This window comes from Campylobacter sp. RM19072, assembly GCF_024723485.1.
Lineage (GTDB): Bacteria > Campylobacterota > Campylobacteria > Campylobacterales > Campylobacteraceae > Campylobacter > Campylobacter porcelli.
Genome location: NZ_JANQCU010000004.1, coordinates 77,227 through 89,183, shown reverse-complemented (window position 1 = coordinate 89,183; position 11,957 = coordinate 77,227). Strand labels below are relative to the sequence as shown.

The 11,957-nt window shown below is 33.2% G+C and carries 12 protein-coding genes, 1 tRNA gene and 1 pseudogene; 5 read left to right on the top strand and 9 right to left on the bottom strand.

All coding sequences use genetic code 11. The annotated features are described in order from the left end of the window. From CSUIS19072_RS03755 to hemH, 5 genes are all read left to right on the top strand, one after another. The coding region (locus tag CSUIS19072_RS03755) for a flagellin (RefSeq protein WP_337212028.1) at positions 1 to 1,059 on the top strand (1,059 nt) is incomplete at its 5' end. A gap of 468 nt (positions 1,060 to 1,527) precedes the next feature. Continuing rightward, entirely contained in the window at positions 1,528 to 1,830 is a 303-nt protein-coding gene (locus tag CSUIS19072_RS03750) for a F0F1 ATP synthase subunit C (RefSeq protein WP_086224097.1), read from the top strand. A 37-nt stretch (positions 1,831 to 1,867) separates the two neighbouring features. Next, positions 1,868 to 1,952, top strand: a tRNA-Leu gene (locus tag CSUIS19072_RS03745). A gap of 197 nt (positions 1,953 to 2,149) precedes the next feature. Beyond that, positions 2,150 to 4,171, top strand: coding sequence for a hypothetical protein (locus CSUIS19072_RS03740; protein WP_086293359.1), 2,022 nt, complete (start codon positions 2,150 to 2,152; stop codon positions 4,169 to 4,171). 50 nt (positions 4,172 to 4,221) lie between these two features. Further along, on the top strand, positions 4,222 to 5,154 hold the full coding sequence (gene hemH, locus CSUIS19072_RS03735) for a ferrochelatase (protein ID WP_086237267.1): 933 nt from the start codon (positions 4,222 to 4,224) through the stop codon (positions 5,152 to 5,154). Here the strand turns inward: hemH and CSUIS19072_RS03730 are convergent. The 9 genes and pseudogenes from CSUIS19072_RS03730 to CSUIS19072_RS03695 all read right to left on the bottom strand — a co-directional run bounded on the left by CSUIS19072_RS03730 (position 5,151) and on the right by CSUIS19072_RS03695 (position 11,918). Beyond that, a complete protein-coding gene (locus tag CSUIS19072_RS03730; RefSeq protein WP_086237266.1) occupies positions 5,151 to 6,236 on the bottom strand; it encodes a CinA family protein in 1,086 nt (361 codons plus the stop codon). The genes hemH and CSUIS19072_RS03730 overlap by 4 nt on opposite strands. 9 nt (positions 6,237 to 6,245) lie before the next feature. Next, the gene (locus tag CSUIS19072_RS03725) at positions 6,246 to 6,860 is read right to left on the bottom strand and encodes a hypothetical protein (protein WP_086237265.1); all 615 of its coding nucleotides are present in this window, start codon (positions 6,858 to 6,860) and stop codon (positions 6,246 to 6,248) included. Between the two features lie 84 nt (positions 6,861 to 6,944). Then, positions 6,945 to 7,268 carry a CZB domain-containing protein gene (locus CSUIS19072_RS08530; RefSeq protein WP_257789246.1) on the bottom strand — a complete coding sequence of 108 codons (324 nt, stop codon included), beginning with the start codon at positions 7,266 to 7,268 and terminating at the stop codon, positions 6,945 to 6,947. 117 nt (positions 7,269 to 7,385) lie between these two features. Further along, positions 7,386 to 7,652: pseudogene (locus CSUIS19072_RS08525) on the bottom strand (methyl-accepting chemotaxis protein); the annotation flags it as partial. 604 nt (positions 7,653 to 8,256) lie between these two features. Further along, the gene (locus CSUIS19072_RS03715; protein WP_086293355.1) at positions 8,257 to 8,487 is read right to left on the bottom strand and encodes a YdcH family protein; all 231 of its coding nucleotides are present in this window, start codon (positions 8,485 to 8,487) and stop codon (positions 8,257 to 8,259) included. Positions 8,488 to 8,549: 62 nt separating this feature from the next. Then, positions 8,550 to 9,737, bottom strand: a complete 1,188-nt coding sequence (argJ, locus tag CSUIS19072_RS03710; RefSeq protein ID WP_086293353.1) for a bifunctional glutamate N-acetyltransferase/amino-acid acetyltransferase ArgJ — start codon at positions 9,735 to 9,737, stop codon at positions 8,550 to 8,552. Next, entirely contained in the window at positions 9,730 to 10,860 is a 1,131-nt protein-coding gene (locus tag CSUIS19072_RS03705; RefSeq protein WP_086293351.1) for a potassium channel family protein, read from the bottom strand. Before CSUIS19072_RS03705 ends, argJ begins: the two co-directional genes overlap by 8 nt. 18 nt (positions 10,861 to 10,878) lie before the next feature. Further along, the gene (rpmB, locus tag CSUIS19072_RS03700) at positions 10,879 to 11,070 is read right to left on the bottom strand and encodes a 50S ribosomal protein L28 (protein ID WP_086237260.1); all 192 of its coding nucleotides are present in this window, start codon (positions 11,068 to 11,070) and stop codon (positions 10,879 to 10,881) included. Between the two features lie 74 nt (positions 11,071 to 11,144). Beyond that, a complete protein-coding gene (locus CSUIS19072_RS03695) occupies positions 11,145 to 11,918 on the bottom strand; it encodes a MetQ/NlpA family ABC transporter substrate-binding protein (RefSeq protein ID WP_086237259.1) in 774 nt (257 codons plus the stop codon). Positions 11,919 to 11,957: the final 39 nt, after the last annotated feature.

Here is an 11,957-nt window from a genome sequence, read left to right as displayed (position 1 = left end):
ACGAATAATGCGATATTTTCTACAATTTCAACACTATCTGGCGTAGCAGTTAAATTAAGCGGAATTGATGGTTATCCTAATGGTTATGAATTTCAAAAAGTAGATAATGATATATTTAAAAAAGATGGCTACAAAGCTGTAGCTGAAATGATGAATGGTGTAAGTGATAAAACTGGCGTAAAAGTTAAGGTTAATAATACGCAAATTTTTGGTCCAGTTGCAGCTGGCGATATAAAAGATTTAGTTATTAACGGAGTTAAGATTGGCAATATTAAGGTAAAAGCTAATGATAGCGACGCTGCCCTAATCGGAGCCATCAACGCTAAAAAAGATGAAACTGGAGTAGAAGCAAGTCTAGATAATGGTCGTTTAGTTTTAGCCGCCAAAGATGGTAGATCTATTAGAATGGGTGCAGTATCTACTGGATTAACAACAGTATTTAGTGCTAAAGCTGGTGCTTCACTTGCAAATGTATCGACTGGAGCTACCGGTCATAGTGCTGGTTTAATATATTTAGGAACTATTACATTTATTCGCCAAGACGCTAGAGATATTAAAGCCGGATTAAATAATATGTCTATAGTATCCGGTATGTCGGCAGCAGCTATTAGCGAGGCTTCTATTGCCAGTGCAACATATAATCAAGCTTCAGTAAATCTTAAATATATGAATTCAGGAACTATTAGTTTTTCAATGGCTAAGGCTATGGGATATTTTGATGGCGGATTTTCTAGTGCTTATAGCACAGCCAATCAAACAGGTGGTGTAAATACCTATGGTGGAGCTCAAGCTATGGTAGATGTAGCTGAGAGTGCTAGAAAAACACTAGATAAGCTAAGAGCAGATTTAGGCTCTGTTCAAAACCAATTAGTAGCTACTATCAATAACATAACAGTTACCCAAGTCAATGTCAAATCAGCCGAAAGCCAGATAAGGGATGTGGATTTTGCTAGTGAGAGTGCGAATTTCTCTAAATTTAATATCCTAGCTCAAAGTGGTAGCTATGCTATGAGCCAAGCTAATGCAGTTCAACAAAATATATTAAGATTGTTACAGTAAATTTAAATTTTAAACTTCTATAAAAGCTGAGCTACGCTCAGATTTTATAAGGGGAACAACCCCACGAAGTGGGGACTTTAGGGGTTTCCAAAACCAGCGAATGCGACGGCTTTAGCCGAGGTTTCTGTGAAAGGCTCCCCCCCCCCTTTTTTTTTTGGTCGCAAAGTGGAGCTTAGCTCCACTGCGAAGTAAAAAATAATACAAAACAACCATATAATTATTGATAACAAATATATTTTTATTAAATTGATTTTTTAATAATAAATATTTATTCAATGATTATGATAGTGCTTTATTAGAAATATTAATTTATGTTATGCTTTATTGCTAATTTAAGTAGAGTGATTTATGATTAAATGGATAAATTTATGAAAGATTAAACCAAATTTATATATAATTCCGAGTTTTGAATTTTAAGTAGGGATTTTATCCGAACTAGTTCAAACAATAATTTTTTAAGGAAATTTTATGAAAAAAATTCTTTTTCTACTTGTAGCCTTAACAGGCTTGGCATTTGGTGCTGATGGCGAACAAATCAAAGCATTCTCAGTTGTAGCTGCTGGTATCGGTCTTGGTGTGGCTGCTCTTGGTGGAGCTATCGGTATGGGTCATACTGCTGCTGCTACTATTTTAGGTACAGCTAGAAATCCAGGTCTTGGCGGAAAACTTCTTACTACAATGTTTATCGCTCTTGCGATGATTGAAGCACAAGTTATTTACGCACTTGTTATCGCTCTTATCGCACTTTATGCTAACCCATTTTTAGGTTAATTTTCAGCCCCTAAATGGGGCTTTTTAAATTTATTTTGCGATCATGGTGGAATGGTAGACACGCTATCTTGAGGGGGTAGTGCCACTACGGTGTGCGAGTTCAAGTCTCGCTGATCGCACCATTGAAGTAAAATATGGCTTTTATCTAGTTTAATTTTTAATATTAGTTCATACTTTTTGAAAAATCTGTTTTTAAATATAATTATTTTCGAAATATATTGTTGATAAAATTTTATAAAATACTTAAAAATTTAGCTATTTTAATTAATAAGCTAAATTTATCATTTAGTAGATATAATTTTAAAAGGTTAAGATAGAGATGAGAGTTATATTTTTATTTATTTTTTTCGTGATGAGTTTGGTGGCAGATTGTGATATATCCAAGGTTATTACCATAGAGCATAATGGTGACGATATTAATACATCAATTGTAAGTCAAAATACAAAAAATCATTATAAGATTAAATCAACCAAAATTGAAGCAAATAAGCAAGTTGCGATATCGATAACGGCGCAATTTGATACCTTAGTTAGCGTTAGTTTTGCTAGTGCCACAATGGCGAAATTTAGTTTTCAAATCTCAAATTCTAAGCAAAATAGCCATCTTATTTGTAATAATTCTTATTTAATCGATGGTTATGAGTATCAAGATATTAGGCTAAAAAGCGGTCAAAATCTATTAATAATCTTTGGTGTGGCTGATATCGGAGCTGATAAATATGAGTTTGAGTCTAATATTGTATTTGAGAGAGTTTTGTTAAATTCCAATCAAAATATAGATATTGGTTTTGGAGATATTTATACGCAGATTATTGGGCGTGAGTTTGATATTGAGTTTTATAGTAATGAGATGATAAGCGATCTTGAGATAAGGCTAAATAATGGTTATGAAATTTATAGATCTAGTAACTTTGATGGAGGGAAAATCAAAGCGATAATCCCAAATTTAGCTAATTTAAACTATAAAAATTTATATTTTTTAGCTAGATTTAAGGATCAAAAAGGTGCGCTAAGAGAGGTAAAATCGCAAAATTTCAATGCCAGAGTGGCTGAGTTTAAGCTAGAAAAAGTTTTGCAAAATCCAAAAGGCGGGGTGAAATATAAGGATTTTAGACTTCTTGCGCTTGATTATAGTGGTGCTAGGATTGTTGGGTATAATGCTAGTTTTAGTGGAGATTTTATAAAGCACACTTTGTCAAGTTGCTTAGCAAATATGGCTGATGAGACTATAGAATTTAGAGGTGGGGTAGGCGAGATTAGAACAGATCAAGATGGATTTGTTTATCCTGATATGGGAGTGGCTAGGCTTGAATTTGCTGATTTTGATAATAGCGATAAGGGTCGTGATGCTTGTTTGATAAATAGCTTTACAAATGAGCCAAATAAAGATGGTAAAATCGGCTGCTATACTAAAATCGCTCAAGATATCGGATATTTTGATTATGATAAAATCGCTCATATAAAGAGCGATTTTCACTCTAAATTTGGATTATTTGGCGTAGTTGAAGTTAATATTACTCAAGCTCAATATGATGATTTTATGGGAGTTGAGGCTGGGCTGGAGTTTGAAGCTAAGCTATTTGATAATAGCACGGCTAAGCTTTTTAGTGCTAATTGCTACGCTAATAGTGTAAGCTTTAGCAATTCTAGTAAGCTAATTATGAGCGCCCCAAATGAGCCAAAAGATCAAAACGGAATTTATCAAAGCGGTATTAATATCTATATTATCAGTAAAAATAGCTTTAAAAATGGCGTTGGTAAGGGTCTTGTAAAGCTATCATTGCCAAGAGATAGAGCACAAAATCCTTATAAAATCACACCAAATGATATAGATACAAATTTAACAATAAAATCAAATTTAGATCAAAATAAAAATTATAGCTATTTATATTATGCTAAGGCGTATGGTCAAAAGCTAACTCAAGCAACGAGCTATCCGCATATGGCTAATATTTATTTTGCTATTTATTGTGATAATGAGTGTCAAAATATAGCTAGAAATAGCGGCGAATATAGCCCTATTTTAGATAATAATATGAGCGTTATACCTGAGCTAAAAGAGCATTTTATCTTTAAAGATTTTAACGCTTCAAGCAAGATTGTGGAGTTAAAATCTAGTCTAAATTCTCCTAGCGATGTGATTGGTGGGGTGATGGATGTGCAAGTAGATAATGAGCAAAAGATTGAGTTTGAGATTAAAAATACGCATTTTTATGGCAGTGATTTTATTTTGGTTAGATTATTTAGGGATACTTCTTGGGTTGGGGTGGGGGATTATGGCGAGGTGATGGGGATACAAAAAGGTCAAAAAATTCGCTATAATCGTGCCATTGAGTGGTAAATATTAATTATTTTGAAATACAATTACTTAAATTTAGCCAAAGGATAGCAATGAAAAAAGTTGTGATTTTACTAAATATGGGGGGCGTAGATGAGCTAAGCCAAGTCAAGGTATTTTTGACAAATATGTTTAATGACCCATATATTTTAGGGATTAAAAATCGTTATTTAAGGGCTTTTGTGGCATGGATAATAACAATGATGAGATTAAAACCAGCTACACAAAATTATATTAAACTAGGCGGAAAGTCCGCTCTAGGCGATATCACACGCTCATTAATAAATAAGCTAAATACTAAATTTGGCTCAGATAGCTTGGTTTTTGATTATGCTATGAATTACACTCCGCCTTTTGCTATTGATACTTTATCTAAGTATAAAGATGCTGATGAGATAGTGCTATTTCCGCTATACCCACACCATTCAGCAACGACAATTACTTCTAGTTTAGAAGGGGCAAATAAGGCGATTAAACAGCTTGGGATTGGCGCTAAAGTGAGAGTTATAGATCATTTTTATAGTAATATTGAATTTAATAATATCATATCCTATCATATCTCTAAATGTTTGGGTGATGATGATGCTAGTAAGATTGATTTGATATTTTCAGCTCACTCACTTCCGCAAAAGATTATTGATAATGGGGATTTGTATGAGAGGCATTTAAAGGGGCATTTGGAGATTTTAAAGGATATTTTAAGCAAAGATGGAATGAAATTTAAAAGCTTAACTTTAGCATATCAGTCTCGCCTTGGGCCTGTGAAGTGGCTAGAGCCAAATTTAAGCGAAGTATTGCCAAATTTAACTAGCAAAAGAGCGATGATATATCCAATTAGTTTTTGTATTGATAATTCTGAGACTGATTTTGAGCTAGCAATTGAGTATAAGCATATCGCAGATGAGAATAAATTTGAGTATTACAAGGTAGTTAAAGCCCCAAATGATAGCGATGAATTTGCTAATTTCATCGCTAATAATATTTAGTTTAACTCTGGATAGGTGCGCAGTAGCAGCGTGTAGGCGTGTAGGACGCTTTGAGCTCTTATGTAGTCTCTATCGCCACTTAGTAGTAGTCTAGATGAGATAGTGCCGCTAGTGGAAGCAACTGCTATAAATACCGTTCCTACGGGCTTTTGCTCACTACCACCATCTGGTCCAGCTATCCCGCTAATAGCAATGGCATAATCAGCACCATTTAGCTTCATAGCGCCATTTGCCATCGCTTCTACGCATTGAGCGCTAACGGCTCCAAAGTTATCTAATATCTTGTTATCGACCTTTATCCAGTGGTTTTTAATCTTATTTGAGTATGTTACAAGTGAGCCATCAAAAATAGCGCTAACCCCAGGAGTATTGCCAAGTGTCGCAGCACACATTCCAGCGGTACAAGACTCTGCAAATGTTATTTTTTTATTATTTTGGATTAGCTTTTTAGCGATAAATTCAACTATATTGTCTGAAGGAATAATTTTACCGATAAATAAATTTGCCACACTATCAATAAAGCTATCTATATGGCCGTATTTGCTGGTGCTAACCTTAATTTTAGTTAAGCCATCTATGACTTGAGTAAGGGCGATATTGACATTATAAGTGGTGGTAAGTGGCTCTAGCAGTATCTGAGCACTCTCTTTATCAATATCAATTATATGAAATATTTTTGAGTTGTGGTTATCTTGGGTGAGAATTTCTGGTAATTCTTTGGTTGGCTCAGCTTTGATTAAGTTTATTTTGGAGTTATTTATATCTATTAAGAAGCTATTTTTGCTAAATTTAACTACTTGAGATGGCATAAGCGTGTCAGATTTAAGCTCTATTGTATCAGTTGTAAGCGTGGCTAGGATTCTACTAAGCGTATAAAATCCATTTTCATTAGCACATATTGTTATATTATCATAATTTTTAGTGGCATTTTCTATATAAAATGGTAGCTCTTTGTTATTATTTTGTATGTATTTTATAGAGGCAAGTGAGTCAAATTTCTTTTTATAGCAAGAGAAAAAATAGTCTAAAAATGGGTGATTTATCTGTAAATCTTCACCTAGAATTATAATTAAATTTTTCATATCGACCCTTTAGTAGTTGATTTTAAATTTAGTATAAAAATTATCGCTACTTTGAGTATTATAAAGCGATAAATCTATATGTATATTTTTATAAATTTGGGTATTTATGTAGTAATTTGCATTGTATTTGCTGCTATCATCTTGGTAGAGTAGGGTGCCAATTTTGGTGTTTTTAAATATTTGAGCACTAATATTAGATGAGTGCGTACATGTGGTTTCGCTCTTAATATCATATATTGTGTTTATGGAGTTGGTGAATGTGAATATGTTTAAATTTAGATTATGCGATGCTGAATATATACCATATAAATTATAATCTTTATCATTTTTATTTAGCGTTTGGGTTATATTAAAACTAATATCTTTTGTAGTCCAGTGGTTAAATTTAAGCGATTCAATATCAATAAAATCAATATTGTTTAGCCCATTGTTGTCTTTATTATTAAGGGTGTAATGCGATGTTAATATTTTGAATTTTTGTGTATTTAAGTTTTTAATCATATCATCATTTAAATTTACTGGCGAAAGTGAGAGCTTAGTGCTATCCCTATCTATTTGCTCGCTACTAAGCTCAAAGCTATTTAAGAGCATATAGAATAAAGAAAGTAGGATAATTACTCTCAAATTTAATCCTTAATTTTAAATATTTTAATAAATTTAAAACCTTAACGATATGGCGTAAGAGAGCTTTATACTCTCTTATGGATACTAATTTGTAGATCTAGACTTAGATAGTATCATCGCGTCAAATATATCAAATAGCTTGAGTGAATACTCTTCTGAAGTTTTAAATTCTTTAACAATCATTGAAGCATTGCTGGTGAAATCTTTACCCGCAAGGCTGATGGCAGAATTGATATATTTATGAACCATACTATGAGGCTCAAGTATTTGACCAAATTCAGGAAGATTGCCAAATATAGCCTTACCGCGATCTTCGCACCATTTGCCAAGACGACACATTGTGTGATCTAGCATTTGCTCATAATTTTTAGTATAGATTTGGTTATATCCATTTGTTTTAAATAGCATATGATCGATCTTAACAAGGCTTGTAAATATATCATATGAAATTAATTTAGCATTATCTTCTATATCTTTTGTATTGCTTATTAGTAGATCAAATTTGGTTATAAAGCCTTCGATATGTTTATTTGATTCGATTGAAATATTCTCTACTTCTTCGCTTTGAGCAAACATATCGCTAGCATTTTGTTTTAATAGATTTATATTCATCTCTACTTCTGCTGTGGCTTTTTGTGTTCTTTCAGCTAGTTTTCTTACCTCATCTGCGACAACAGCAAATCCCCTACCATGCTCTCCAGCTCTAGCTGCTTCAATGGCGGCATTGAGCGCTAGAAGGTTTGTTTGGTCCGATATATCTTTAATTAGGTTGATTACATTTGTGATCTCATCGACACTTTTGTGTAGATTTTCAGCTGCTATGCGAGTTTTATTACTTGAGCTTGTAATCTCATTTAGAGAGTCGATTAGCTTATTGCTAGATTGGCTTAGTTCAGCTATGTTATTTAGATTGAATTCGATTTTATCGATAGAGGCACGAGATAGCTCTAAATTCTTTTCAATGCCAGATTGGATATTTTTTGAATTTGCTTTGACACCTTCAATCATATTTTTGGCTATTTCAGTTATTATTTCGCACTCTTTTAGGTTGCTTTGAGAAGATGATAGCTCCTTTATTTCAGCACGAAGTTTGCTATTTTCAGCATTTCTTGCTTCTAGCTCTTTTTTTAGAGCGACGATTTGTTCCTCATAATGAGAGATTTTTTTAGATGAACTAAACATATATTTTCCTTTTTAAATATTAACTATATCCAAACTTATATAATTTACAAGCCAAGATAAATAATTTGATTTTTCTATTCATTATTATATTATAAAAAGATTTAAATACAGATAAAAAATTGAATTTGAATGAAGTAATATTATGATAAGAGAAATTAAGTATATTATTTATTAAAATTTTTTATAGGTAACTTTGGGCTTTAAGCCCAAAAATTTACTCACTCTCTTTTGATTTTTTGTATTCCATTAAAATGTGATAAGCTTCATCTTTGAGTTTTAGTTTCTCTTTTTTAAGAGTTTCTAGCTCAAATTGATCCATATGCTCACGACCCTCTTCTACATCTAAAATTTTTTGGTCTAAGTCATTGTGTTTGCTAAATACAGCATCAAAGTGGGCGTTTTTGCCTTTTAATTCTGTGATTAGATCTCTATATTCATGTAGCATTTATACTCCTTTTGAATTTAAAATTTCGACATTATACAAAAAAGATACTTAAAACAAGCCAACTATGATCTATAATCAGCATTGATTTTTACATATGTATGCCCTAAATCACATCCATAAGCGGTAAATTCGCCATTGCCAATACCTAAATCACAAGTGATATGGTAGCTATCTTGTTGCATTACTTTGTGTGCTTTTTGCTCTCTAATTTCATCAAGTTCGGGATGATCTATATCATAGACTAGCACATCATCATAGTGTATAATAAGCTTGTTAGCATCACAACTAACTCCGCTAGCACCTATTGTAGAGGCGATTCTACCCCAGTTTGGATCCTCGCCAAAAATTGCCGTTTTGACTAGGAGCGAATTTGAAAGAGCTTTTGCGGCTTTGATGGCTTCATCGGTATTTAAAGCACCTTTAACCTTAAAAGCTACAACCTTAGTGCTACCTTCACCATCTTTTACCAAATTTAATGCCATTTCTAAGGTTATTTTATCAAGTGCGAATTTAAAAGCCTCTTTATCATATACGCCACTTTTGGCTGAGCTAAGTAGCATTAGAGTATCATTAGTGCTAGTATCGCCATCAACGCTAATGGCATCAAAGCTATTTTTAGTAGTAGAATTTAGTAGTTTATCCATATCATCTTGAGGGATATCAGCATCAGTAAGAATAAAGCAAAGCATGGTAGCAAACGCTGGATTTATCATACCTGCACCCTTACAAATAGCAGCGATATTAAAGCTTTTATTATTATCTAGTTCAACTCTAAAAGCAATCTCTTTTTTAAAGCTATCAGTTGTCATAATTGCCCTAGCAACGCCATCGCTATCTCTTTGGTTTAGATTAAATTTATCAAATCCTAATTTTATCTTCTCTTGATTTAATCTATAGCCAATTACGCCAGTGGAACTCATAATAGGATTTATTAGATGGGTTTTAGAGTTTAGAGTTTTAAATATCTCATCAATATCATTTACGCCATTTTGTCCTGTCATGGCGTTGGCATTTTTGGAATTTAGTAGTAAGAAATTTGATTTAAAAGCCTTTGGATAGCGTTTGAAATGAAGAATCGGTGCGGCTTGAAATTTATTTGATGTAAATTTAGCCGAGAGCATAAACGGCTCATTTGACCTTATAAATCCCAAATCATTATCGCCATTTGCCTTTAGTCCAGTGCTAACACCGCCAAAGAAAAATCCGTCTACATTCTCAAGGCCATTTTTAAGGCTTATTAGATTAAACATATTTTAACTCCTCTGGTTTGTATTTGCTAAAGATTAGGCGTTTTGTAGATCTAATACTCTCAGCTGTGCCGATAACTAGGAGCTTTGAGCCAGTTCCGATTAGCGTATCGCCATTTGGCATTGGGCTAAATTTACCATTTTGATCTGTTATACCTACAATATCAGCATTTGTTAATTTTCTCAAATGCGTCTCTTTGATCCGCTTAAACCTAATCCAAGAAGCCTCTGGAACCTTGATCTCTTCTATGTCTATTGAGGAATTTTTCTTATACAAAAATTGCTCTAGTATATTCTCCATATCTGGTCGCACACTTATAGCAGATATTCTTTGTGCTACTAGCTTAGATGGGCTTACGACAGAGTCAGCACCTAGCTTGATGAGTTTATCAGTATCGCTATCATTATCTGAGTTTGTCATAATGAAATATGGCTTTACTCTACCAAGCTCTTTTTCATATAATCTAACAGTGGCTATCAAAGCGATATTATCGGCAATATTTGGGCTAAGGGTGATTAATCCTTTAGCGCTTGAGAGATGAGATTTTAAAATAGCTGATTGTGTGTGTGGCTCATCAATTATGTAGTATGGATATTTGTATGTTTCAGCTATTTGAGCTAAATTCTCATTGCTATCTATAACCACAAATGGAATATGATTTTCTCTAAACTGCCTTGATAGCTCAATAGTATAGAGATTGTGGTAGCAGATAACGAAGTGATTTTTAAGTCTTGCGATCTTATATATCATGCTTCTCTCCTTTAATATCCTAGTTAAAACACCTTTTTTGACAACTTCAATTATAAGACCCAAAGAGAATGTAAATAATCCAAATCCTATGAGTATAAATAATATGGTAAAAAGGCGTCCGGCGGTATTTATATGTGAAACTTCGGTAAAGCCAACTGTGGTAAATGTCATTCCAGCTTGATATATTGCATCAACAAGCGTAAATCCAGTAGTAATCATATAGCCAAGTGTGCCAAATAGCATCATTAAAACTACAAAGATAATTGGAAGACGAAAGGCTTTTAATTGTTGGTATAATTCGGTATTTAAATCATATTCAGGTTTGGACTCATCAGCCCAATTGAGGAATTTTTTAATCTTTTTTATCAAAGACATAAATCCCTCTTTATATGGTTATTTTGATTGTTTTTTCATTGTTCTTAAAGTAGAAGCTGCGACTTTAATTTTTCTAGTTGTGCCATCTTCTAGTGTTACTCTTACAGTGCGAAGGTTTGGCATAAATCTTCTTTTTGTTTTGTTGTTAGCGTGGCTTACATTGTTTCCGACCATAGGGCCTTTGCCAGTAATTGCGCATTTTTTTGACATTTTATATCCTTAGTTTATAAAAATTTGGGGTTAATTATATCTAAAATAACCCCAAAATTAGCTTAAAAACAAATTTAGAATGCTGGAACTATAGAGCCTTTATATTTGTTGGCTATAAAATCTTTAACAGCTTGACTTTGAAGTGCTTTTCCAAGAGCTTTTATCTCATCTTTATCTTGATTGCCATCTTTAACAACTAAGATATTTACATATGGACTCTCCTTAGATTCTATAATCAAAGCATCTTGAGTAGGATTTAAATTAGCATTCATTGCAAAATTTGTATTTATAACTGCGATATCAACATCGTTTAAAGTGCGTGGCAAAGTGGCTGCTTCTATCTCTTTAAATTTTAGATTTTTAGGGTTTTTGGTAATATCTAACGGGGTGCGTAATTGTGCGTTTGGATCTAACTCAATTAACTTAGCAGAAGCTAACACATCTAGGGCACGGCTCTCATTTGTAGGGTCGTTTGGAATGCTTACTATAGCGCCGTTTTTTAGCTCATTTATGGATTTTATCTTTTTGCTATATACTCCCATTGGCTCTAAATGCACGCCAATAGTTTTTACTAGATGAGTGCCTTTATTTTTGTTAAATTCATTTAAATAAGGGATATGTTGGAAGAAATTAGCATCTAGATCGCCATCTTCAACGGCAATATTTGGGATAACATAATCATTAAATATTTTAATCTCTAAATTTATTCCAGATTTTTTTAGCTCTGGTGCGATGAATTCGAGTATCTCAGCGTGTGGAACTGGAGTGGCGCCAACTTTTAGAGTTTGTGCAAAAGCAGAGGTGATAAGCCCAGCAGCGACTATACTTAAAGCTAGTAGTTTTTTCATATTTTATCCTTAAGTGTTAAATTTGATCTGCTATTATAC